The following is a 24,842-nucleotide window of genomic DNA, read 5'->3' as shown; positions in this document are numbered from 1 at the left end:
ACAATCGTTGAATCTGGTCACTTCGGTGTGATCCAAACCATTCGAACAACGTCCTCACGGGCGGACAACTCGGCTTCCGGTCTTTCGATTTCTTGGAAGAGGAGACAGAGTTGAACCCTTGGGTTTTGTCAACGGCACTTGTTGTGTTGGCGGCTTTGTTCCTGTTCACGAATCTCGTGGCGTACTGTCTGCGAGATTTTTCCCGCAGCCGGCTCGACGAGTATTGCCGATCGCATGGGCTCCCCAAACGATTCGGTGAAATCCTGCGGGAATACGAAACCGCTTTGCTCGCCGTCGAAATTGTCGGCACGGTGACGGCAACTTTGCTGATCGGCTTGTTCACGCTCGAATACCTGATTCATTTCAGCCGGCCCACGGAACTCTGGACCGTGTTGGCGTTGGCCGCCGAGGCAGTCATCGCGTTTTCGCTGTTGATTTGTTTGACCGTGGTTTTGCCCTGGTCGTTAGCTCGCATCGCCGGGGAGCCGATCTTGGCTCGGTTTTGGCGGGGTGTTCAAGTCATTCGGTATTTGGCCAAACCGTTGATTGGTTTCGCGTTGCGGCTCGACACCATTTCCCACCGCTTGGCAGGTGTTCCGGAACCCAATCACGGAATCGACATGCTCACGGAGGAAATCCGGACCGTGGTCGATGAAGGGCAACGCGAAGGTTTGCTCCATCACGAAGCCCGCACGATGATTCATCGGGTGATGGAATTAAAAGACGAAGACGTTGCCGCCGTGATGACACCGCGAACGGACATGCGGACGGTTCACGTCGATGCCTCTGTTCCCGAAGCGCGGGAAGTGTTCTTGGAACATGGTCACTCGCGGTTGCCGGTGGTTGGTGAAACCATCGACGACATCATCGGCATTCTGTACGCCAAGGATTTGCTGCGGCATGTGAGCAACGGAGAGAACACGGAAATTTCTCTCCGCGATTGGGTGCGTGATCCGATCTACATCCCGGAAACCACGCCGATCGACCGTTTATTAGAGATGATGAAAAAGGAACATATCCACATCGCGATTGTGATCGACGAATACAGCGGCGTTGCGGGATTGGTCACGATGGAGGATATTCTCGAAGAAATCGTCGGCGAGATCACCGATGAATACGACCCGGAAGAAGAAGAGGGGTTCCGGCGAATTTCAGCGGATATCGTGGAAGTCGAAGGGCGGGTTCACATCGACGATCTGAACGAGCATTTCCATTTTGGTCTGCCCGAAGATGGCGATTTCGAGACGATTGGTGGCTTCGCGATGAATCATATGGGGCGTGTCCCCAAGATTCGGGAAGACTTCGTTTGGGGGCAACTCCGCGTGACTGTTCTGGAAGCCGATGAACGTCGCGTGCAGAAACTGAGGATCGAACGGGATCTTTCACTCGCTGCAACAACTGCGGATGAAGCGTAACGAACCAAGTTCACCAGCGTTCGACGGGCCCACCTGGAACGGGCACGTGCATATCGGGCAGGGCGTCTCGTGATCCGGTGTGCGGACCGACTTCGTTGATTTCGCGAAGGGCGTCTTCGAGTTCATCGTTGGTCTTGGCTTGATCGAATCGATGACGAAGTGCGGCACGAACTCGCATAGATTTCAGATACCAATGTGCCATTCGGCGGAACTGGCCGATCGCTATGTCAAAACCGAGTTGCTGTTCCAAGAGACGAAATTGTTTCCGAAGCAGCGACAAACGCTCATCGAATCCGCCGGCGGGTTGGTATTGTCCGTTGCAGGTTTCCCATTCCAAGAGTTGCCGAAAAATCCACGGGTTTGCCAGGGCTCCGCGACCGATCGAAATGCCCGCACAGCCGGTTTCTTGAAACATTTGAATGGCATCGGGAATCGTGCGGATATCGCCGTTGCCGATGACGGGAATCGACTCGACCGCTTCCACAACCTGGCGGATGCCCTTGCGATCGACATTCCCGGAGAATCCTTGGCTTCGAGTGCGACCGTGAATCGCAATAGCGACCACACCGACTTCCTCGAACAAACGGGCAAATCGCGGGGCGGTGATGTGGTTCTCATCCCAGCCGAGTCGCATCTTCACCGTCACGGGAAGCGAGACCGCATCGACCACGCTGGCGACCATGCCAACCGTGCGATCGGTGTTTTGCATCAGACTGGCTCCGGCACCGGTCTTGGTGACATGATCGACAGGGCAGCCCATGTTAATGTCGATCGAATCCACACCACGAGCTTCCAATAATCGGGCGGCATCCGCCATCACTTGCGGATCGTTTCCAAAAATCTGGACGGACAACGGCGAATCGTCGTCGGTGGTTTCGATGAGTTGTTGGCTGAGTCGTCCGCCTTCCACCAAACCACGCGCGTTGACCAGGTCGGTCGTGGCTAATCCCAACCCGCCGAGCGGACGAATCACCCGCCGGAACGGTAAATTCGTGTATCCGGCTAGCGGGGAAAGCAAATATCGCGATCCCAGTTCCAAGGAACCGTATCGCAACGGGGTGTCGAAGTTGAGTGGTGGAGAAAACGGCATGATTAACTCGAAATCAAAAGTGCGTACTCCAATTTAACGACTGGGTTGCTACACTGAAACATCCACACGTTGAACATCACCCAGGAGCTCGAATTCCATGTATCAGGCCGCCGATCCCACGTTACTCAACCTCTGCGACGATGTTCGTCAAAAGACGTTGAAACGATTGGATAACGTCACGGAGGAGCAAGCGAAGTTTGCCCCTGCCGGACTGCAGAACAATATCCTTTGGCACGCCGGTCATGCATATGTGGTGACCGAATGGTTGACCATGGGGGCCATCGGTGCGGAGACAACCTGCCCGGACGGTTGGTTTGAGATGTTCAGTTGGATGAGTAACCCCGCCGACATTCCCGCCGATGCCTGGCCATCTTTGCAGGAAGTCGTCGAGCAGCTCCGGCTGCAACATGGGCGTTTACACGGAGCGATTCAAAACATCCCCGCCGAACGACTCGACCAACCCGCAGCCGACGATGCGACCGTCAGCGTGCGGTTTCGGATCATGCATGGTCTTCACGACGAAGCGTGCCATTCAGGGGAAATCTGGCTGCTGCGAAAAATGCAGGAAGCGTAGTTACACCATCGGTTCGGGTTCACCGGTCGTCTTTTTGCCAGGACGACCTTTGAACAAGCGGAAGCCGAGGTCCGTCAAAACGAGCGCTCGCAGACTGATCAGTAGCACGATCAGCACGCCCAAGGCCAACCACCGATTCCGTTCGTCCTGCAGAAAAACGATTCCCTGACCGATGGCCGGTTCCGGTCCTTGGGGAGTTTCGAGACCGTATTCCTGCGCGAGTTGCTCGATCTGCACGAGGTGAATGATCGGTGTGCCACGTCGGGCGAAGCGGCTCATCACGGAATCAACCGCCAACGCGCGGCTTGACGGATTCGTGTTAAGACCCGGGTGGTAAAGTTTCTTCCCGACCGACCGACCCACGGACACCGTTCCGCCACCCACGTTGATGTAGCACTTGTAATCGTTGCCGCGGGAATGTTGATCGTAAATCTTCATCCGCGTGTCGATGGACTCGAGGAAATCATCCGTGTCGATCGGCTTCAAGTTGTTGCGTTTGATCGCGGTGTCGACGATGGTTTGGCCTTCCGGCGGCAAATTCAAACCGGCATCTTCTCGTCCGCCCACAGAGCACGCGACCGAGCGGAAGTGAATCAGTCCGGCATCGTAGAGCTTGGATTCCATGTCGATCCAAAGTAACTCCGGGAAGTTCGCCCCAAACTGCGATGCGCCCGCACTAGAGATGATCACCGGATTGACCTTGAGTTCTTCCATCGCCGCGTACGCAGCCAGATTCAACGCCGGGAACGAACCGGAACAGCCGACTGCGACCAAATCGCCTTCTTCGACCCCGCATTCCAGCAGCATGTCATACAGAACGGCGGCGAAATTCGGATTGGTCGAAAGCTGCTTGGCTGGGAGGTGTCCGGGCACGGTCGTGATCGGCGTCATTTGAGCACCGATCAGTCCGCTTTCAGACAAATCGACTTCCGAATCAATCGACAACCCGTAGGAAATGCGAGTTTCCTTGATGATTTTGGCACTCTCGATGGCCCGTTCGACCGCTCGAATTTTCTGTTCGTAATGCGGTTGTTTGGTCGGTGTGCGGAAGAATTCGACCGCTCCCATGCCGACGATTGCCAAAATCGCGACCAAAGCCACCACCGCCTGAGAAACCGTTCGCGGACGCCAATAAACACGTTTCATAGGGGCGTGACTCCTGTTCCCAGATCTACGCCGAGCACGATCAGAATGAGTCGAACCGTCACGGAAGCCGTAATGAGAATTGAAAGTGTTTCGACCAGCCCTTGCCGGTCGATCCAAATCGCGAGCAAGCCGGGAATGATGAACCCAATCACCCGCAATTCCGTGGGGCGGAAACCTGCCAACGGCAGACCGGTCGAGGGATCGGTGGTTTGGCTGATATCAATGAGCGATTCCATCGGAATCGTTTGGATGATCGTTCCGACGAGGTAGCCCACGAGAATCATCATCACAGTTCGGCGTTTGCCGAAGATGATTACGACCATCGACATCGCGTAGACGATCCAATAGGTCAGCAATGCCGCGGCGAGTGTGAGTGCGACATCGAGCGGACGGTCAAGGAACATCGCAAAGTAGCCGGGAACAACCATCCCACCGGCGGCGAGTCCGAATAATTCGGAGAACAACAAACTGACGACCAGCCCCACGCCGATCGCCGTCGAAAGCGGATCCATTTCTTTGGCTCTTGAAAGATTCTCGGGATGCGTCGTGACGCACCGCAAGTGGCAGACTGCATTCAGATGCGTCACGACGCATCCTACAGAAGACCCGTTAACTTCGTCTTACGTCTTCAGTTCTTTGCCGAAGGCCGTTTCACCGGTTTCGCTACGGTTACGGAAATAACGCAGGAGTTCCAAACCGGGGCCACCGATGTTCGCCATGCCCATCACCAAAGCCGACTTCCCGGCGATGTCGATGACCCGTTCAAAAACTTCTTCCACGCGAGTTTGTTCCGCGATGATGATTTTTCGTTCGTCCACACCCGCGTTGACGGCGTATCGCGCGAAAATGTACGTTCCCGAGCCGATCAACAAGTAGTGATCGGCTTCCTGCCATTGGGGCAACACTTCCGCCAACTGACGGGACCGGTCGGGGCGGTCGGCTCGGCAATTGAAAATCGCGATGCGTCGTTTAACGTCGGGATAGCGTTCCAGAACCATATTCCAAATGCGTTCGGTCGATTCTGGATCGTTCGCGGCGAATCCATTAACGAAGACGATTCGACGACCAAACCAGTCGAGTTCGGCGACCGTCATCATGCCGGGGTCGCGGTTGACTTGCCACATGCCGGGCAGGGCAACATTCTTCGGAACGCCCAAGTCTTCGCAGACTTTCAAAGCGAGTGCCACGTTCTCGGCGTGTTCAATATACGAGAACCCCGCCAGGTCCAGCGGTGTGATCGCGGCGACGTCTTCCTCGGTTGTCGGAATGAGTTGGCAGTTTCGATCAGCACAGACTTTTTTGAAGATATCAAGATGCCGTCGCTCGGCCGTAAACAGCTTTTGAGTCGCGGGCACCATGCCGGCCAATGCCCACGCCACGTCTTGTTCGCCGGGCCCCATCACATCGAGATGGTCTGCCCGCGCGTTGGTAATGACGGCGTGCGTTGCATTGACCAATCGGGCCTGCGAGAGCCATTGTAAATACGGAATCAACGCCATGCACTCGATGACGAGTGCTTCCGCCTCATGCGCTACCGCAGTTCGCACGATTCGGATCTGTTCGATGACGTTTGTTTTACCGGGACGGAAAACCGGATATTCACTGCCGTCGGGAAGAATCATTCGCGGCAGTGTGCCGGTGGTTTTGGCGCAGGTTCGCAACCCGCCCGCCATGATTCCACCTGCAATGAGACGCGTCACACTCGACTTCCCACGCGTGCCGTTGACGTGCACGCGGGTGCCGATTTGATGAAGCGTTCTTCGATGTCGCCAGGATTCCAGTAAACCAAGACCAGCCATCAAACCGGTTGTCCCGGCGATCACCAACCCACCGTCCATCCACGTGTCCGTCGGTTAAATTCCAACTGCGAATGGCGTCGTGCCGCTTGAAACCCCGCTCTCTGAGCGCAGTGCGGGTATTTTATCGTCGCTGCGTCAATTGGCGAGTGCCGGGTGAACAAATTTTTGGAAATTTTTGTCGCGACGGTTTCCGATCGTCTAGGGCACTTCGGAAATGTCGAAACAGGCCATCTCGGCGGCGTTGCGAACCAGGAGTTTTCCTGGGACCACCACCGGATGCCCCCACGTCTTTCCCTCAATTGCTTGGAATTCCACCAGTACCGGTTGTCTCGATCCATTCGGATCGACGAACGAAACTTCGCCTTCCTCACTAAGCACGATCAGGATGCCATCGGCCAGCAACACCTGACCGTAACCGTATCCGCCACGTTTCCGCCAGAGAATTTTGCCTTTCTCGATATCGAATCCGGTGAGGATCGTCTCGCTGAGTCCGTAAACCGTGTTGCCGTCTTGCACGGCATCGCCAAATTTGAGTTTGAATTGGGGGGAGTCTTCCCAGTCGGTTTTCTTAGCAGACCACTTTCCATTGGACTGGGTGACGCGAAGCAACGCGCTTCCCACGCCGTAACTGGTGCTGATCAGGATTGCACCATCTTCTCGAATGATCGGCATGGCGACGTTGACTTCCGGTTGGTTAGTCCATTCGAACTCCCACAGTCGTTTGCCGGATTCGGCATCGTGACCGGCGAGTCCGTAGGCATCGAAGATGAGAATCTGTTGAACGCCGTCGATTGTGGCGAGCATCGGAGCGCTGTAACTGGCACCTCGGGTTCCATCGGACCACAGTTTCTTTCCGGTTTCGGCGTCATATGCAGTCAGGCTGGTGGCGTCTTCGCCATCGCTACCCGGGTTGACGACGACTTTGCCATCGAACACCAATGGCGAACCGGTCATGCCCCATTCGAGGTTGCCCACCCCCGCATCCTTGAGGATGTTCGTCTGCCAAAACTCCTGGCCGGTCTGCGGATCGAGACAATTGAGAACGCCTGTTGCACCGAGCGTGTATAGTCGATTGTTGTCGAACGTCGGTGTGGCCATCGGTCCGGTTCCCGCACGCGGTTCGGAAAACCGAACGCCTTCGTCTCGATGCACCCACAGTTCGTCACCGGTTTCCAAGTCGTAACAGACGACGCATTCGTCTTCGCCGATTTGCATCTGAGTAAAGATGTGGCCGTCGACAACCGTGAATGACGACCACGCCGGACCGACTTTTCGTCGCCAAAGTTCTTTCGGTGGAGTTCCATCCCATTCGCGTGGGACATTGACCGAATCATAAACGCCATTCCGATCGGTCCCACGGAACTGCGGACAGTCGCCCGGTTGAATGGTGAGTGGTTCGACGTCGGTGGCAGTTTCCCCGTCGGTGTTGTTCTGGGGGGCGTCCGATTTCTTGCGAGACGCGAGGAATTCGTCTTCGGCCGACGGTGCACCCCGGCGAGAAAATCGGGGCCGGAAATCGCCCCAAAACCCTTCGAACTTGTAGTATGTCAGCGCTCCCGCGACCGCCGCTCCCGACGTGGATAATCCCACCAACAACGTGATGATCCGGGTCTTCCATGAGAACGGAGCCAGCACCACCCACCACACGAGTGTCCAAAACACCGCCGTCGGGGGCACGATGTAGAACATCATGATTTGGTTCGTGCGATCGTCCTGAAACAGATTGTGCAACACAAGATGCACAGCCACCGCGACGATCCAAATGGCCGCCAGAATCAGAAAACGCGTGGTCAACGACCAACGGGTGGTCATCGGTGATCGGTCCGTATCTTCACTCATGCTTCCCAGCCTTATACGTGATTTCCGTGAGTCTCCCAAAAAATCTAACGGTTTTGGCGATCAGCGCACAGGGACACGAAGGATTCTTCTGGCGAACTGTTTGGAACGACGAGTGTCATTCTTTTTGAGCTTCGTCGGTCCTGGCCCACAGAATTTTTGGAAAAATAGGTCAAGAAAACCGAAAATGAGATACAGTGACGGGTTGGTCGCGCATTCTTTCTCCGACACGGTTGTCCGGGAGCATTTCGCGAGTGTATTTGAGTCGTCTTTCGAGACTGACAACCTGGTTTTCCCGATCGCACATGCCCACGCATGTGTCGCAGAAACTCGGTCCGTCCCGTGAGACGGTCCGCACGCAACGTGCGTGGATGATGGGCGTCTGGATTTCGGCCGGGGTGCATCTGGCGTTGTTCATCATCCTCACGTTGTGGTGGTTTCAAACCGACTCCGACGCATCATTCGATCTGTTGCCACTGACGGTTCTGCCGTCGCGAGTGGAACCGACGCCCGAATTCGCGCAAGTCGTCATTCCAAGCGAAGCGGAACCAAGCCCAACGACGGATTCGCTCACCGGTGGCGGGGAAACGGGCGGTCCGTCATCGCCGGTGCCGATCGAGTCAGCACCGCAACTCCCGGTCGACAAACCACTGATTGCGACGGAACACCCCGGCAGCGAGGAACTTGCAGATCATCTCGCAGAAACGATTGCCACGTCAGTCCAAAGCGAGATCAATCGACTCTTCGAAGCCGGCGGGAGTGGCGTGGGGGGGGGGACCGGTGACGGCAGCGGTTCCGGTCACGGGTTCTTCGGCATGAAACAGCCCGGCAAAAGTTTCGTGTACGTGGTTGATTCCTCGATGAGCATGAATGCTCCGCACGAAAGCGAATGGGGCACTCGTTTCGGGCGAGTGCAGGTCGAGTTGATTCGTTCGATTGCTTCGCTCGATTCGCCGCAACGGTTCTTCGTCGTCTTCTTCAACACGCAAGCCATGCCGATGCCAACACGGGGATTGCTCGACGCAGAACTCTCGAACCGCAAGAAGTCCCTGCGATGGGTGGCAACCATGCGACCGGCTGGTGAAACCGATCCCCGGCAAGCTCTCGCACTGGCTTTGCGACTACAACCGGATGTGATTTACTTTCTGACGGACGGGGATTTTTCGATCGAGATCAAGAAGGAACTCATTCAACTTCGGCAACACCGCACCAGCGTGCACACGTACGCCTTTGGCACCCGCGACGGCTCATCCATCCTCCGTCAAATCGCCCGCCAAAACGGCGGCGAATTCCACTTCGTGCCGTAAGTCTCGGGTGCTGAAAATTGGGGATCACATCAATCCGCGACGTTGCAGCTCCGCGACGACGTTTTGCACGATCGCTCCGACTTCGGCCACGTCGGAGGGATCCTCACTGATCGGGCAGCCGCCGACCGGTTCGTCGGTGAATCCGTGTTCGGCAAGTTTGCATTGCAACGTGCGACTCAGAGTCGCGATGTCGGTGCGTTGTTCGTCGGCGAGTGGTTGCCGACCTTGTCCCATGTCGAAACCGCGAAGTTCGACAGCCGCACGGAAGCCCTCGGGGAACTCGGCGGAGTAGATCATCGTGTCAAACAGTTCGACCAAGTCGTACTGCAGCTCGCGGGCTTCGTCCAAACGACCGGCTTGGGTGAGGTCATAGAGTTTCCGCGTGATCTCCGGCACAACGCCACTGGATGCATTCGTGCCACCATCGCAGCCGACGAGCATCATCGGCATAAGTGCCGCATCCCAACCGGTGAGGAAACTAAAGTCCGGACGGTTCGGACGAACGGCACGAATCATGCGGATCATGTGAGGAATTTCGCCGGACGAATCTTTGATCGCCACGATGCGTTCACACTCTTCGCTCAAACGTTGCACCGTTGGCACATCGATCGGTGAGGCGAACATCGGGATGTTGTAGAGCGTGACATCGATCGGCGTGTTACGACCGATTTCGTGAAAGTACGCGTACACCGAAGCCGGGCTGAGCTTGTAATAAAAAGGTGCCACAATCGCGACGGCTCGTACACCGAGACCGGCGTAGTATTCGCACGCTTTCAACGTTTCTTTGACGTTCGCTTCCGCGGCCCCCGCGAGAATCGGCACGCGACCCGCGGTCTGATCGGCAATGATCGCCACGATCCGCTTGCGTTCTTCAAACGTAAACCGCGTGAACTCCCCGGTCGACCCGTTCGGATACAACCCATGCACGCCGCGTTCGATCAACCAATCCACATACCGCCGCAACTCGCGTTCGTTAATCTCGCCGCGAGAATTGTAGGGCACCAAATTCGGCGTAAAGATGCCGGCTAGTCGTTCGTGAGTCATAGGATTTATTCAGCATGTAGGCTGGGTCATGACCCAGCATTCGATTTTGATTTGGACGCACGAAAAGCTGGGTCGCGACCCAGCCTACTTCTACTGACAATTACTACATCATGATACGGTCAAAAGCGTCGTTGTGGGGATTGGTAGATGCTCCTCGAAGAGCAAGCAAGAGCCACCACCCCGTGGACGACATGACGATTGCAATCGAAACCGCAGCTAATGCTGACTTTGAATAGTCGTCCTCAGTTTCTTGCCTTTTGGAAAACGGCAATAGTAGTAACGCGGGAACGAGGAGTGTCAAGGATATGAATGCGAGACCCGAGAGCCACCTTCCGAGAGAATTCAGAATGACAGGGTCGGGAGTAACACATTGATTGACACCTTCTAGCAACATCAACGCCGCGTAACTAAACGTCAGACTCCAAATCCATCGTCGCATATTTTCTAAACGGTTCAATCTCGTAAACGACATAATACTCCCTTAGGTTCACGAGTGAGAAGAGCTGGGTCGCGACCCAGCCTACGTTTCTGTATTTTGTGTATTCTTTCCAAGTGTACCATCTGAATCGGGCGTTTGTCCGGTGAAGCGGACGATTAGCCAGAGAACGACGGAACCAATCGGCAAAGTCAGCAGCGGCGATACACCGAATGCGATCGGCACATATCCGAAGATCAGTGTGACCACTCCAACCGTGAGTGCGTAGGGCATTTGTGTGCGGACATGGGCGAGGTGATCGCAACCGGCGGCGGCGGATGAGAGCACTGTGGTATCGGAAATCGGAGAACAATGGTCGCCGAAAATCGCGCCTGCGAGAACCGCACCGATAGTCGCAAGCAACAACGGATCCTCAGTCGTCACCGCAGCAGCATCACCGGAGAGCAGTTGCCATTGTACCGCAATCGCAAGTGGCATGAGCAACCCCATCGTGGCGAACGAACTTCCGGTCGAAAACGACACCGCACCGGCGAGTAGAAAAATCACCATGGGCAGCCATTCGGCGGCGAACTCATCTCCAATCTGACTGACAAGATATCCCGCGGTGTTGAGTTGGTTCTCACTGCAAACCTCGGCAATCGCCCACGCCAAGACCAACACGACCACCGCAGCCAACATCGATCGCATTCCCTTGATCGCCGCCGCGACGGACGCTTCCAAATCGAGCGTCCTCGAAATCACCGCCGTCAGCAATCCCGCGACAACCGCCGCGAACGATGCCAGCAACAGCACGCGAGTCGAGTTGTCTGGTTCAATGGCCATACCCCCACCGACCGACGCCAACAACACGAATAACGGTACGATCGCATGACGGAGTTGAAAACGTTCGTTGTTCGCGAGATCGCTGATTTGCGGTAGACCGTCACCGTCTCGCCAAGCCACTTGGTCAACGGTTCGCATGGGGCCGAAGTCTCTGCCGGTCTTCGCAACGATGCCAACGAAAACGAGCAACAAAATCGGATAGAATCGGTACGGGATGGTCGCAAGAAACACGGTGTAGGCTGTGTCCGCCGATTCGCCCACACTTTCCAAACCGGCTCCAATTTGAGCGACTTCAAACCCGACCCAAGTGGAAATCACCGCCAGACCGGCAATCGGAGCGGCCGTGGCATCGACGAGAAACGCTAATTTTTCTCGCGAGAAACGCAGGCGATCGGCGACCGGTCGCATCGTGCTGCCGACGAGCAGGGTGTTCGCGTAGTCGTCAAAGAAGATGACCACACCCAAAATCCACGTCAGCATTTGACCGTGCTCGCGGCGAGTCGTGCGTTGCATGAGTTTCTGAACCAACGCCCGAGTTCCACCAGTGGCAGACATCAACCCAATCATCGCGCCAAGCAGTAATGTGAACAGCACGATTTCCACGTGCAACGAGTCGGTCAACGTGCCAACGAGGAGCGTGTCTACGGCACGAAGTGGCCCTAACCAAGTTGGTGTGGTGAGTAGAGTCATCCCGACAAGAACGGCGACGGCAATGGCCGATACCACTTCCCGCCACCAAACAGCTAGTCCGATCGCGAGCAATGGAGGAAGCAGACTCATCCAACCGTATCGTCGCGGAACGTGAACCGATACTGCCGGGGAATTCGGTGTCGTGCGGATGGTGATGGTTTCGCCGTCGAGATGCAAAGACTGCTTTAGCGTAAGGTCCGTGGACAACGTCAACTGACCATTCTCGAACGGTGGCAAGGGGCTCGATTTGCCCCGTTGAACCCATCGGACGCCCGTGATTTCCGGCGACCCGTTGTAAGTAACGTCCACATCGCCGGTTTCGGTCATGGCCGTGAACGTGACCGAATGGATCGGAACACCGACAAGTTGCACGGGCGGAGCATCGATTTCAAAGCGAACCGGTTCAGCGGCGTGGATGATCGAACCAAGGCAAACGACAATTCCGCTAACCAAGCTGGCCAACCACGTATGCAGACATTCCATCTGCGCGGACTCCTGGGAGTTGCAACACCGAACGCACGAAATCCGCATTGTGCCTTAGTCGGTTGGCGTTGGCCAGTCGACCAAACAACGGCATCCGCCGGACGCGGAATCTTCCATGGCGATTCGTCCGCCGTGTTGCGTCACAATCCGCCATGCCTTGGATAATCCAAACCCCAATCCTCGACCGGCTTGCCGACCGGAATAGAATGGATCGAACAAATGCAGACGATCGGTTTCAGAAAGCCCCGTGCCGGAATCGGTGATTTCGATCCGTGCCAAGGATGGCGTCAGAGGCTCCACCGCGAGTTCCACATTCCCGTCGGGTGGGGTTGCATCCAAAGCATTCTGCAAGAGTCCCGAAATCACAACCGCCAACTGAGTACGGTCGGCCGAGACCATCAGCGACGGAATCGGGTTTTGGGTCAGCGTCACCTTCTTGGCACGATATCGACTCTCGTACGGCGCGACGATTTCCGGTAGCACCGTTTTGAGATCGAGCGTTTGAAGATGTGGTTTCGGCGGACGCGCAAAGAGCATCGCATCGCCGATCATGTCTCGAATTCTCAGCGCTTGGGCACCAATGGTCGCCAATGAAGCGCGGCGGCCGAGGTCGGGTTCTTCAGCAAGCAGCAGATTGGTGCGACCTACGATTGTCGCCACCGGATTGTTGATCTCGTGTCCCGCCCCAGCGGCGAACTCGGCCATGGCCTCCAATTTGGAATGGAGCAGGCGTTCCTCAATCGTCGCCTCACTTTCGAGGCGTTCCAGTAGGCGGTGTGTGGCGGTTTCGAGTTCCTCTGGTAGCTGGGCTTTCGGATCGGAAAGACCTGCAAAGACTCGAAACCGCACGGGCGAATCCATTGCGACTTGGAGTTGCAACGAATCGATCGGCGCACTTGTCGTGTTCGCGGTCCATTCGAGAATGGGCGTGAAATCGTCATCAGCAAGCGGCATGGGATCGGCGAACGCAGAGTTCCCATCGGATGCGGCGAACGCGATCGACGGTGTGGACGGTCGCGATTGCCACCAGATGCAAACCGCCTCGGCGGATGCCAGCGTAAGCCAACCTGTCGCGATATGCCGAAGCGTTCGCTCGATGCTTCCCGGCGTGAGGCTTTCGATCAGCCAGGATGTCAGAGACGCGGGACCGATGCCGTTCACTGCGCTGTCGCTGCTCCCTGTTGAGCGCAATCCGTGGACACCGTTCTCGCGTCGCTCCAAGCCCTCGCAGTTATGCGTGAACCGGTTCGATATCCAGCAGACGACACATTCGACCAATCAAGTGGTCGGTTTCAAACGGTTTCTGTAGGAACTCATCCGCTCCGGCGGCCTTCAGATCGGCGATTTTGTCTTGTTCGACCATCCCGCTGATGCAGATAATGCGAACATCATCCAGCGAGGAGTCGCTTCGCACGCGTTGACACACTTCTTTTCCGTTGATGTCCGGCAGCATCACGTCGAGCACGATAATGTCGGGATGGTATTCCTTGACCATCATTCCGGCATCGAACCCGTTGTTGGCTACACGCACTTCAAATCGGCCGTCGGCGTCGAGGACATCGCGGATCATTTCGACCAAATCCACATCGTCGTCGACAAGCAACGCCTTTCGTTTACCGCTTTCGAGGGCATCGGTCGGGATGCCGTTGTCTTTCATGAAGCGATAGAGAATGTCTCGCGGAATCCGTCGGAACCGTGAGCCGGGCACGCGGAAGCCCTTGAGCTGGCCGGAATCGAAACACCGGATAATGGTTTGCTGGCTGACGTTGCAGATTTTGGCTGCTTCGCCTGTTGTGAAGACGGTCTTCATTCTGATCCATCCTTTGAATCGTGCGCTTGCCTAATGCAAGCGGTAGACGTTTTTACGTCCGGTTCACAAAGCTACGGGCCATCATGCACCGGTATCGCTTTGCGATCCGTCCGGACAACCACCCAGCATGGGAGCCGGCCAAAATTCCTCGAAAATTCTCAAATTGACCCAGTGAAGGGATTCTAGAGGTAACTAAGTTTCCCTGCTACCCCAAACTTTCCAGAATTAACATGATTCCAAATTGTATCTAAACTGCGAAATCGGTCAACAGGCATTTGCCACGTCAGTACACTTAGCCTTCGGATGACCCGCAGTTGCGTCTCGTTCTGTAAACCCCGATCCCACTAGACTTTAGGCAATGTGCGTTTCTTGCCTAGTCCGCCAGGCTTGTGCGGGCATCTGGGAATTTCCGGAAATTCGCGGCTGCGTCAATTTAAGAGGACAGACGGTTCGGCTGGTCCAAATAGATTAAAACGATGGCCAAATCCGCGGGAGTAATCCCACTGATGCGTCCCGCTTGGCCCATGTTCTGGGGGCGGACGCGGCTGAGTTTCTCGCGAGCTTCGACTCGCAAGTTCGGAATGGCGGCGAAATCGAGTGTTTCGGGAATGCGGAGTTTTTCGGTTTTTTGTTGTTTCTGGATGTCGGCGGCTTGGCGACGGATGTAACCGGCGTATTTGGTTTCGATCTGCACTTGCTCGGCTGCGCGACGGGCGACTTTCAGATCCCCAAGCTCCGGTGCCATCTCGACAATGTCATTCCATGCGATTTCACTGCGTCGCAACCATTCTTCGAGCGTTTTTCCCTGGTGACGAAGTTTCTCGATTTGCTCGGTGGCACGACGGATGTCGTCCTCATGCTGCTCGAGTTGTCGCCAGCGTTCGTCATCAACCAGCCCAATTTTGCGGCCGAGCGGTGTGAGCCGACGGTCGGCGTTGTCCTGCCGGAGCAACAATCGGTATTCAGCTCGGGATGTGAACATGCGGTACGGTTCGTCGACGCCTTTGGTGACGAGATCGTCAATTAGCACCCCGAGATACGCCTGGCTGCGATCGAGAATGAACGGCGGTTCGCCCTTCAATTTGAGAGCGGCGTTCACACCGGCGATCAGGCCCTGACCGGCGGCTTCTTCGTATCCCGTCGTGCCGTTGATTTGCCCTGCGAAGTACAAACCATCCACGCGTTTGGTTTCCAAGGTTGGCCGAAGTTGCGTGGGCGGGGCGAAATCGTATTCCACGGCGTACCCGTACCGCATGATTTCGGCGTGTTCCAAACCGGGGATTTCTCGAATCATCGCGTCTTGCACGTCGCGAGGCAGACTCGTGGAGATGCCGTTACAGTAGTATTCCTGAGTGTTGTAGCCCTCGGGTTCGAGGAAAATCTGGTGCTGCGTCTTGTCGGCAAACCTCACGACTTTATCTTCGATCGACGGACAATACCGCGGACCGGTGGATTGAATCTGGCCGCAATACATCGGGGCCCGATGCAAATTCGCCCGGATGAGTTCGTGCACCTTCTCGTTCGTCGTCGTGATGTGACATTCGAGTTGCGGTTGCGTCAGTGATTCCGTGAGGTAGGAAAACGGTTGCGGATCGTCATCACCGGGTTGCCGTTCGCACGCAGCGAAATCAATCGTGCGACCATTGATTCGGGCGGGTGTCCCGGTTTTGAAGCGTTCGAGTTCGAACCCGAGTTCACGGAAGGAGTCGGAAAGCGTGCCGGTCGTGCCTTCACCAGCTCGACCGCCGCTGGCTTTCGCTTCACCCGTGTGCATGACCGCTTGCAGAAATGTGCCGGTCGTGATGACGACCGCTCGCGTGCGATAAACCGCATCACCTCGCACCTTTACACCGGCGATCCTCGTGGTTTCGCCATCGGTCTCCGTGACCAGGCCCTCGACCATTTCTTGCCGCAAGGCGAGGTTATCGGTTTGCTCGACGCGGTTTTTCATCGAGAACTGATAGGCTTTTTTATCCGCCTGGGCTCGTGGCGAATGCATTGCCGGTCCTTTGGAGCGACCGAGCATCCGGAATTGCAGTCCGGTTTCATCGATGACGCGACCCATCTCGCCGCCGAGCGCATCAATCTCACGAACGATCTGCCCCTTCGCGACGCCACCGATCGCGGGGTTACAACTCATTGCACCGACGGTGTCGACGTTCATCGTGAGCAGTGCCGTCTTCGCGCCCATGCGGGCCGCCGCCAAAGCCGCCTCGGTCCCGGCGTGACCGGCTCCGACGACGACGACATCGAAATCATAGGTAGTTGTCATGTGTCTGTTGTTTGTGGTGGTGTGCGGTTGGTGTGTTGACGATTGACACGGCGACTCATCGTCAACACGGCGTTCTCGGGAATTCTGACGAGACAAATGGGAACTTTGCGGCGTCGTTGTCCATCGAACATTTTGCGTCTCGGGTTGCTGATCTCTTGTTACACAGCCGTTACCCGCGAGCGAATCATACTCGGTTAAACTGTCTAGTGTATCGAATTCCTGTGTTGAGGAGAAAGAGTCATGGTGACACGTCGATTGATCGGATTGTTTGCGGTTGCGGTAGGTGTTCTGACGGCGGGGCTGGGCGAGCGAGTTGTCCAGGCGGATGAAGAGGATGTGCCGAAGATTCAGATGGCGATTTTGCTCGACCATTCCGGCAGCATGGGCGGGTTGATCAATCAGGCACGCGAGCATTTGTGGAACGTGGTCAACGAGTTCACGACACTTCGTCGCGATGGAAAACGTCCCCGGTTGGAAGTGGCTCTTTATAAGTACGGTGCTGCCAAGCCGGAACAACTCGTGACGTTCACGGACGATTTGGATGCCGTCTCCGAAGCGTTGTTCGCGATTCAAATTCAGGGCGGTTCGGAGTACTGCGGTCTGGTCATTCAGACGGCCGTCAACGAGTTGAAATGGTCCGACGACGAAGATGACATGAAGTGCATCTTCATTGCCGGGAACGAGCCGTTCACGCAAGGGCCGGTGAATTACGAATTCGCTTGCAAAGAGGCGATCAAAAAGGGCATTACCGTCAGTACGATTCACTGTGGCGACGAAACCCAAGGCATCAACGGTCGTTGGCAACATGCCGCGTCGATTGCGGATGGTAGTTTCCTGACGATCAATCAGAATCGAGCGGTCGCCGTGATTCCGGCACCACAAGACGACAAGATCACAGCTCTCAACGTGAAACTGAATGCGACCTACATTGCCTACGGGGCCGCGGACCAACGGAAGAAATTCTCCGCAAACCAAGCTGCGCAGGATACAAATGCGTTGAAGTTGAACCTCAATGCCAATGCAAGTCGAGCGTTGGCGAAGTCGTCCGCGAACTACTTCTGCCATTGGGATTTGATCGATGGGTGTGCTCGCGGGACGATCAAGATCAAGGACATCAAGAAAGATCAGTTGCCGAAGGATTTGCAGAAGTTGTCCTTGAAGGAGTTGGAAGCCCATATCGAGAAGCAAAAGAAAGCCCGCAAGGAGATTCAGGCTCAGATTCGGGAACTGACGGACGCACGGGCTAAGTTCATCGCCGCCGAACGGAAAAAGAAAGCCGAAGCCGCCGACGCTCCCGATGACACGCTCGACAAAGCCATCATTGAAGCCGTCCAAAAACAAGCCGAGAAGAGCGGCTATCGCGTGGTGAAATAAGATGTAGAGGGTAATGAGTAGAGAGTGGAGGGAAACACAAGCTCTGACTCTCTGCGTTCCACCCACGACTCTCAACGTTTTCCACAAACAGCGGGTGATACTTGCACGGTATCGCTCGCTGTTTCATACTGCCGGGCGTTGGAACCGAAACTTAATCGCCTCGCAGGAGCAAGTCATGGCTGAAGTCCGAAGTGGAGCTGTTACATTCAAAGGAAACCCGGTGGATCTGGCCGGTCCGGAGTTGAAAGTCGGCGATACGGCCCCCGATTTCAAATTGCAAAGCAATGCCCTTGAGGAAGTCACGCTATCAGCGAGTGCCGGAAAACCGCGGATTATTGTCGTCGTGCCTTCACTGGACACTTCGGTGTGCAGCGTGGAAACCAAGAAGTTCAACGACCAGGCCGCCAGCCATTCGGGAGTGGAGATCCTCGTTGCGAGCATGGATTTGCCGTTCGCCCAAAAACGTTGGTGCGGTGCGGAAGGCGTCGAGAACGTGCAAACGCTGTCCGCTCACCGTTGCACCGAGTTCGGTGAATCCTACGGCGTTCTGATTCAGGGCGGAGCGCTCGACCGGATTCTCTGCCGAGCGGTGTTCGTCGTCGATGGTTCGGGCGAGTTGAAGCACGTCGAGTATGTCTCGGAGATCGCCGAGGAACCAAACTACGAAGCCGCCTTCGCCGCCGCGAAATAGTCGGTTGATCGTATTCAGTATGTGCCACGGCTCTGGTGAGCCGTGGCACATTGTGTCTTCTCTTCAGCTGCCCGAATCGCAATGGATGTTTCCGCCCGCCGTCGACCACAGGCCTATCAGATTTTCATGCTGGGGCTGTGTTTTTACGTCTTGGCGGCGCTTGCGGCGGAGGCTTGTTTTGAGCTTGAGCCGGAAACGCGGACGATTTTGCACTACGCGGATAACGTCATCTGCATCGCGTTCCTACTCGACTTCTCCTACAACCTCTACGTGGCTGAGTCGAAGCTGGAATACATGAAGTGGGGCTGGATTGATCTGCTTTCCAGCATTCCGACAATCGATTGGTTGCGTTGGGGGCGAACCGCTCGGATTGTACGAGCGTTACGATTGCTCCGTGCCGTCCGCGGGACACGGTTGATTGCCGTTCACATTCTTAAGCGTCGAGCCGAAGGGGCTTTCAGTGCAGCGGCGTTGGTCTCGATTCTGCTGATCATCTTCTCCAGCATCGCGATTCTCCACGTGGAGACCGTCGAGGGTTCCAATATCGAAACGCCGGAACAAGCGCTGTGGTGGGCGTTTGTCACCATGACCACCGTCGGATACGGAGACTTCTATCCCGTCACGACGGCGGGGCGAATCATTGCGGTTGGTTTGATGGTAGCCGGTGTCGGGCTGTTCGGGACATTCACCGGTTTCGTCGGGTCTTGGTTTATCGTGCCCGAAGCCGAGGAACAGGAACACGAACTCGCCACCCTTCACGCGGAGATCGCGGTCATTCGCGAACAACTCGATCAACTGCTGGCTCGCATGCCGGCCACGCAGCCTCCGTCGGATGGTGACCCGCCGGTCGCCGATCCACCGAGTTGATCGGATGGCATCCAGCCAACGCCTCAATTGCGGCGACAATCACTCACGGCACAGTCTTTGCTTCGGTGGGTTTGCATGTTTTCCCGCAAATTTCGAGGCTGAAGATGATCGATACGGCTTGGAAACTCGTCAAACGCACGGTGTCGGAGTTCTCAGAAGACGATTGCATGAGTAGTGGTGCGGCGATCGCGTATTACACCATTTTTTCGCTGCCACCGTTGCTCGTGATTGTGCTGATGACCGTGACTACCATCGGTATTCCGGCGGAGCGGATCGACGAAATCGTCAAGGAACAACTTGGCATTCCGACCGATTCGCTCGTCGCAGCCGGCTCGCAATCTCAAGATTCTCAAGAGTCGTCGGACGGGGAATCCGAAGAGTCCAGCAGTCAGAAAAAATCCAAAGACGGCGATCAGCTGCTCGGTCTCGACAAAACTCAAGCGGCGATGGACGGGCCATTTGCCAGTCTGGGGGCGTTCTCACGCATCATCGGAATTGGGATTTTGCTGTTCTCAGCGACGGGCGTAATGGCTCAACTGCAGTTTGCGTTGAATAAGGCTTGGAGCGTCGAGCCGGACCCGGAGCAGGGCGGGGTGATGAACTTTCTTCTCAAGCGACTACTGTCGTTGGGAATGGTCGTGGTAATCGCATTTCTGCTGCTGGTCTCATTCGTCTTGACCACTTTCGTCGACGAATTGATGCGAATGGTCGAAGGGGTAACGCCGGATGGCATCGCATGGGTGACAACCATTCTGCTGCACAATGTCGTGACCCTGATCGTCATTACGTTTCTCTTCGCGTCCATGTTCAAGATTCTCCCCGATGCCAAGATGGCCTGGAAAGACTTGTGGTTGGGGGCAGCGGCGACCGCGTTTCTCTTCGTTTTGGGCAAGACCATCATCAGCATGTATCTTCAAAATTCGCAAGTCGCCGGGACCTGGGGCAGCACAGCGGCGTCAATGGTGCTAATCCTGGTTTGGGTTTACTATTCGTCGCTCATTGTGCTGCTTGGGGCGGAGTTTACGCAGAGTTATGCAGAGATCGTGGGGGAAGGTATGCAGCCGGTGCGTGGAGCCGTCCGCACGAACCAGCAAACCACATACTTACGTGGCACGCCTTAGAGTCGCTTGAATGATATGACTTATAAGAAAGCCCCCGAGAATCCTCGGGGGCTTTCTTATTGATAGGCTGCTAACTGCACGACTTGTCCAATTTCCGTAGACACACGCACGTAATTGGCGAATCTAATGGGCACGGAAAATGTGTTCACGGGGACGTCGAGTTGTCGGAGGCTTCTACCCGATTTGTGGTCGTCAATTGAACACGGTTACGCGTCAAATGTCTGAGAAGCCAGATCTTCTCAGACATTTATTTTTGACTTCATACGGTATTCACATTCCTAGTAATGATACCGACGTGGGCCGTGTAAGTACTTGGTCTTCGCGAAGGAGACTTTCGCCAACATCGACATACGGACACAGAAACATCAGTTACCTCACCTGTTCAATACAGTACGAGTTGACACCCACCAGTAACCACCTGCCTGTACATATTGGTTTTGACCGATCAAATAATCCTGCTGGTTTGACTTTCCCGATTACTGAAAACGCAACGGCATAGGTTCTCGACTTATGTCCATTGATAAAAGCGTTTGACTTAAGTTTTGTATTGTGTGCCGCAATTCTCATCGTGGGAATTGGATGCACAACTTCTACTACCACCTCCTTCTTAGCTAATGAGGTCACTGGACTAATGCCACGACTGACGTTGTCAAAGAGACAAGGGTTTACCCTAATCGAATTGCTAGTGGTGATCGCAATCATTGCGATTTTGATTGCCTTGTTGCTGCCCGCTGTTCAGCAGGCTCGCGAAGCCGCACGACGAACACAATGCAAGAACAATTTGAAGCAGATCGGTCTCGCGTTTCACAACTTTCAAGATGTTCACGAGCAACTTCCGAACGGTGCTCGCGATGGAAACGATGGCGATCCACTCACATCTTGCTGCAACTCGTTGACTCGTCGCGGTTGGAGCTGGAGTTACCAAATTCTGCCCTACATGGAACAGCAGAATCTCTTTGATTTGGGCGACGAGAACGACCCCACTGGGACTCAGAACCTTGTTGCACAGCAAGCAGTCAAGGGTTATTACTGTCCAACGCGGCGTGATCCGATCGCTGACGGTAACGGTTTCTACCGGAACGACTATGCCGGTAACGCCGGTGAGCGTGCCCCTGGTGATCTTCGTGGTTCGGACAACAACGGAACCAAAGGTGTCGTGATTCAAACCGATGCTGGAAAAACGACGGTTGAACGAATTCGCGACGGTTCTTCGAACACTTTGATGGTGGCCGAAAAAGCCTTGCATCCGGACAAGCACCTGACGGACGGTGGCGACAACGAACGTTGGAACAATGCTGGTTGGGATGAATGTGTCATTCGCTACGGTGCCGCTCGGACTTCGAGTGGTGTGGAGTATGGTTTGCCACCGCGGCCAGACAACGAAGCTCCGCTGACTGCCGTTCCTGTAGTCGACGAAGGTGGTGTGAGTTGGACAACTTGGCACCCATACTTTGGCTCGTCCCACACCGGCGGAATGAACGCTTGCATGGGTGACGGAGCTGTGCGACTTGTCAGCTACACCATTGACAGCGAAGTGATGCGTCGTCTCAGTCACTCGAAAGACGGACTGACCATCGAAGAATTCTAAACAGCGATTCGGCTCGGGCGACTAGTCTAGTTTGCAAGTCGCCTAGTATCGACATTACAAAACTCCAAGAGAGACTCCACGATGAAATACTTACTCTTTGCGATTCTGGTTGGTATGGGACTCGGCTGCGGTTCGGATTCTTTGCCTGAACCACCGCCAATGGATGAAGAGCGAAAGCAAGCCATCCAAGCCCATGACGACGCTATTGAAGCTGCCGAATCCCAACAGGGGAAATAGTCGTTAATTGACTAAAGTTAAGGACCACTTGAGAGCATTCTCAAGTGGTCCTTTTTGATTTCTTGAGTGTCTAGTTGCGAACGCGTTTCGCTTCTGTGTCGTTGCTAGCGATGCGTCCGCATTAGGAAGCATGAGACGCGAGATGTGGCTCTGTCAATAGACGACCACTAGTTCGCACTGCTAGTTTTTGTGGTTTGATTTTTTGATTGAATCAAGTCGGCGTGCAAGCGACCGACGTGCCACATCCAGTTGGGACCATAACCGGCTGTTCTTGGCCAAGAGATGTTTGTCGCTTTTTGCAAATGGTCTAATGCTTTTTGATCTTGCTTTAAGACGACATGATTGAGGCCGATATACAGATGGGCATAGAATAGCCGCTTCTGTCGTTCGTTTTGCGTGATCTTCGCCTCTTTGATTTGCATCAGAATGTCTTCCGGCGTCATCTTCCCTTCGAATAACTGGTAGACGGCAGGGAAGGGTTCGCGATCGGTTTTGCGGTACTTCAGCAATGTCTCGCGAGCTGCCGGAAGTCCTTTCGCTTTCGCGAGTGAAAGATACCGCCAAATCCCGTTTTCGCGGTCCACATCGTCATAGCTATGGTATGCCTCAAATTGAGCCGCCGCTTGTTGGTACTCTTTGGCGTAGAAGTAAGCGATGCCACGTCGCCAATGCGAGTTTGCCAAATTCGGGTCGAGTTCGACCATTCGTTCGTAATCATCCACCGCTTCGGTGAACTGACCCGAGAAGAAATACGCATCACCGCGTCGGGAGTATGCGTTCAAGTTGTTGGCGTTCGATTGGATTGTTTTCGTGGCATCGACGATCTGTCGATTCCATTGAGATTTCAGTTCGGCCATCTCGGAATTGGACGGCGGGGCGGCCGTTAGGATGTGGGGCACGACGATCAGAATCGCACCGGTCAAAAAGGGGCCGCTCCATCGTTGGGTAGCCGACTTCATCATTGGTGTGTCCTTGGGTTGGGTGTCAAATGGTCACTGCCTTGGTGTTCCTCACTAAACCTTAATGCAAACTGGGTTTGCAGCAACTTGCGGATCTGGGATACACTAACGATAGCGTTTGCGCTACCCGGTTTCTTGCATTCGGGGACGCCAATGACCCCAACCTTTTTGACACAGGCCCAGCCCACTGGTGAATCGTTTTTGATTCTACCAGAAAATCGTTTTGCGTGGACGGCATTGAACCGTCTTGCGAACGAGACCGGTGACGCCGCTCGGATGGTCTTCCTGGAAGGTCCAGCCGGGGTCGGGAAATCATTGGCAATTCGCTCGATTCTTCGTCAGATGCAGGCTGCCGATCCGGAGTTGAGTGTTCAACGGGTGACCGCTGCACAATGGGCCGCCGAGTTTGCGGAAGCCGCTCAGAAGAGATCCATCCCGCAATTTCAGAAGAAGTACCGTGAGCTGAACGTCTTCGTTTGCGAAGATCTCACCGGGCTTTCAGGACGGATGGAAACGCAGCAGCAACTTGTCAGTGTCATCGACGAGTTGGTTCGACTGGATGCTCGGATGATTTTTTCCAGCAAGTCTCCACCAGGCGGGTTGATCGACTTTCTACCCCGATTGATTGATCGTTGGCACGGGGGAATTGTGGCGGGGGTGCGGCGACCGTCGGTGGAAAGCCGCGAACGGTTGCTCAAGCACTTTGCGAAACTGCGAGACCTGTCGCTTTCCGGGGAGGTCATCGAGGAAATTGCTACCCGCTGTGTCGGATCGCCTCGGGAACTCTGGGGATTGCTCACGCAATTGGAGGCCACCGCAAGACTTCATCGTCAGCCAATCACGACGGATTCCGTTCGTCGCGAACTGAGTTCCGACACGCGGCCGCCAGCCACCACGCTTTCCAAAATCGCGAAAGCGGTGGCCAAGCATTTCGGAGTGACACTAGCGGGCATGCGGGACACAGGACGTTCCGCGAAGATCGTTCGTCCTCGGCAATGTGGCATGTTTTTGTCTCGCGAATTGACCGAAGAACCACTGCAATCCATCGCCGAATTCTACGGACGACGCCATCACAGCACTGTGTTGCATGCCGTGAAACGTGTGCAAAACGAACTTGTTGAAGAGCCATCCCTCCGGCAACATTTGGATCGCATCCGTACCAACTTGGGTGTACCGGGAACCGCCTGAGTTTGTCGCAATCCATCCATAATGCGGGATGCGATGATGGCGAAAATTCGCTCGGGCGGTTAAAGTGCTGTTCAACGGTTTTCTTATCGACCC

General features: G+C 55.3%; 21 protein-coding genes. 10 read left to right on the top strand and 11 right to left on the bottom strand.

The features are described from left to right. The first annotated feature begins 110 nt into the window (after positions 1–110). Positions 111–1,415, top strand: a complete 1,305-nt coding sequence (locus tag G6R38_RS20790) for a hemolysin family protein (protein WP_166830709.1) — start codon at positions 111–113, stop codon at positions 1,413–1,415. 10 nt (positions 1,416–1,425) lie between these two features. Here the strand turns inward: G6R38_RS20790 and dusB are convergent, their stop codons facing one another. Further along, complete coding sequence (gene dusB / locus G6R38_RS20785) at positions 1,426–2,505, bottom strand: tRNA dihydrouridine synthase DusB (RefSeq protein ID WP_166830708.1); 1,080 nt, start codon at positions 2,503–2,505, stop codon at positions 1,426–1,428. A 97-nt stretch (positions 2,506–2,602) separates the two neighbouring features. Here dusB and G6R38_RS20780 point away from each other — a divergent pair, with 97 nt between their 5' ends. Continuing rightward, positions 2,603–3,079, top strand: coding sequence for a DinB family protein (locus G6R38_RS20780; protein ID WP_166830707.1), 477 nt, complete (start codon positions 2,603–2,605; stop codon positions 3,077–3,079). Here the strand turns inward: G6R38_RS20780 and pgsW are convergent, their stop codons facing one another. From pgsW to G6R38_RS20760, 4 genes are all read right to left on the bottom strand, one after another. Next, positions 3,080–4,225, bottom strand: a complete 1,146-nt coding sequence (gene pgsW, locus G6R38_RS20775) for a poly-gamma-glutamate system protein (RefSeq protein WP_166830706.1) — start codon at positions 4,223–4,225, stop codon at positions 3,080–3,082. Then, positions 4,222–4,812 (bottom strand): poly-gamma-glutamate biosynthesis protein PgsC, encoded by a 591-nt coding sequence (gene pgsC, locus G6R38_RS20770; RefSeq protein ID WP_206028656.1) that lies wholly within the window; start codon positions 4,810–4,812, stop codon positions 4,222–4,224. The genes pgsW and pgsC overlap by 4 nt, the downstream gene beginning before the upstream one ends. A 33-nt stretch (positions 4,813–4,845) precedes the next feature. Beyond that, positions 4,846–6,063, bottom strand: a complete 1,218-nt coding sequence (pgsB, locus tag G6R38_RS20765) for a poly-gamma-glutamate synthase PgsB (RefSeq protein ID WP_166830705.1) — start codon at positions 6,061–6,063, stop codon at positions 4,846–4,848. Positions 6,064–6,222: 159 nt separating this feature from the next. Next, a complete protein-coding gene (locus G6R38_RS20760) occupies positions 6,223–7,836 on the bottom strand; it encodes a PQQ-binding-like beta-propeller repeat protein (RefSeq protein WP_166830704.1) in 1,614 nt (537 codons plus the stop codon). A 329-nt stretch (positions 7,837–8,165) separates the two neighbouring features. Here G6R38_RS20760 and G6R38_RS20755 point away from each other — a divergent pair, with 329 nt between their 5' ends. Beyond that, positions 8,166–9,167 (top strand): vWA domain-containing protein, encoded by a 1,002-nt coding sequence (locus G6R38_RS20755; RefSeq protein ID WP_166830703.1) that lies wholly within the window; start codon positions 8,166–8,168, stop codon positions 9,165–9,167. Positions 9,168–9,191: 24 nt separating this feature from the next. On the opposite strand, the gene G6R38_RS20750 is transcribed toward G6R38_RS20755, so the two are convergent. The 5 genes from G6R38_RS20750 to mnmG form a co-directional block, all read right to left on the bottom strand. Beyond that, positions 9,192–10,211, bottom strand: coding sequence for a dihydrodipicolinate synthase family protein (locus tag G6R38_RS20750; RefSeq protein WP_166830702.1), 1,020 nt, complete (start codon positions 10,209–10,211; stop codon positions 9,192–9,194). A 520-nt stretch (positions 10,212–10,731) separates the two neighbouring features. Next, the gene (locus tag G6R38_RS20745) at positions 10,732–12,642 is read right to left on the bottom strand and encodes a Na+/H+ antiporter NhaC family protein (RefSeq protein WP_166830701.1); all 1,911 of its coding nucleotides are present in this window, start codon (positions 12,640–12,642) and stop codon (positions 10,732–10,734) included. Positions 12,643–12,696: 54 nt separating this feature from the next. Continuing rightward, complete coding sequence (locus G6R38_RS20740) at positions 12,697–13,803, bottom strand: sensor histidine kinase (protein WP_166830700.1); 1,107 nt, start codon at positions 13,801–13,803, stop codon at positions 12,697–12,699. Between the two features lie 70 nt (positions 13,804–13,873). Then, complete coding sequence (locus tag G6R38_RS20735) at positions 13,874–14,452, bottom strand: response regulator (protein WP_166830699.1); 579 nt, start codon at positions 14,450–14,452, stop codon at positions 13,874–13,876. Positions 14,453–14,885: 433 nt separating this feature from the next. Beyond that, the gene (mnmG, locus tag G6R38_RS20730) at positions 14,886–16,724 is read right to left on the bottom strand and encodes a tRNA uridine-5-carboxymethylaminomethyl(34) synthesis enzyme MnmG (RefSeq protein ID WP_166830698.1); all 1,839 of its coding nucleotides are present in this window, start codon (positions 16,722–16,724) and stop codon (positions 14,886–14,888) included. A gap of 240 nt (positions 16,725–16,964) precedes the next feature. Between mnmG and G6R38_RS20725 the strand changes: the two genes are divergently transcribed. The 6 genes from G6R38_RS20725 to G6R38_RS20700 all read left to right on the top strand — a co-directional run bounded on the left by G6R38_RS20725 (position 16,965) and on the right by G6R38_RS20700 (position 22,602). Further along, positions 16,965–18,098, top strand: coding sequence for a vWA domain-containing protein (locus G6R38_RS20725; RefSeq protein ID WP_166830697.1), 1,134 nt, complete (start codon positions 16,965–16,967; stop codon positions 18,096–18,098). Between the two features lie 175 nt (positions 18,099–18,273). Then, positions 18,274–18,789 (top strand): thiol peroxidase, encoded by a 516-nt coding sequence (gene tpx, locus G6R38_RS20720; RefSeq protein ID WP_166830696.1) that lies wholly within the window; start codon positions 18,274–18,276, stop codon positions 18,787–18,789. A gap of 81 nt (positions 18,790–18,870) precedes the next feature. Then, positions 18,871–19,656 (top strand): ion transporter, encoded by a 786-nt coding sequence (locus tag G6R38_RS20715; protein ID WP_166830695.1) that lies wholly within the window; start codon positions 18,871–18,873, stop codon positions 19,654–19,656. 104 nt (positions 19,657–19,760) lie between these two features. Next, positions 19,761–20,777, top strand: a complete 1,017-nt coding sequence (locus tag G6R38_RS20710) for a YihY/virulence factor BrkB family protein (protein WP_166830694.1) — start codon at positions 19,761–19,763, stop codon at positions 20,775–20,777. A gap of 631 nt (positions 20,778–21,408) precedes the next feature. Continuing rightward, positions 21,409–22,365, top strand: coding sequence for a DUF1559 domain-containing protein (locus G6R38_RS20705; protein WP_166830693.1), 957 nt, complete (start codon positions 21,409–21,411; stop codon positions 22,363–22,365). A gap of 81 nt (positions 22,366–22,446) precedes the next feature. Further along, a complete protein-coding gene (locus tag G6R38_RS20700) occupies positions 22,447–22,602 on the top strand; it encodes a hypothetical protein (RefSeq protein ID WP_166830692.1) in 156 nt (51 codons plus the stop codon). Positions 22,603–22,769: 167 nt separating this feature from the next. Here the strand turns inward: G6R38_RS20700 and G6R38_RS20695 are convergent, their stop codons facing one another. After that, entirely contained in the window at positions 22,770–23,564 is a 795-nt protein-coding gene (locus tag G6R38_RS20695; RefSeq protein WP_166830691.1) for a tetratricopeptide repeat protein, read from the bottom strand. Between the two features lie 150 nt (positions 23,565–23,714). Between G6R38_RS20695 and G6R38_RS20690 the strand changes: the two genes are divergently transcribed. Beyond that, a complete protein-coding gene (locus G6R38_RS20690) occupies positions 23,715–24,749 on the top strand; it encodes a DnaA ATPase domain-containing protein (protein WP_166830690.1) in 1,035 nt (344 codons plus the stop codon). Positions 24,750–24,842: the final 93 nt, after the last annotated feature.

Origin of the sequence: Thalassoroseus pseudoceratinae (genome assembly GCF_011634775.1) — a bacterium.
GTDB lineage: Bacteria > Planctomycetota > Planctomycetia > Planctomycetales > Planctomycetaceae > Thalassoroseus > Thalassoroseus pseudoceratinae.
This window is presented reverse-complemented; position numbering and strand designations above follow the sequence as displayed.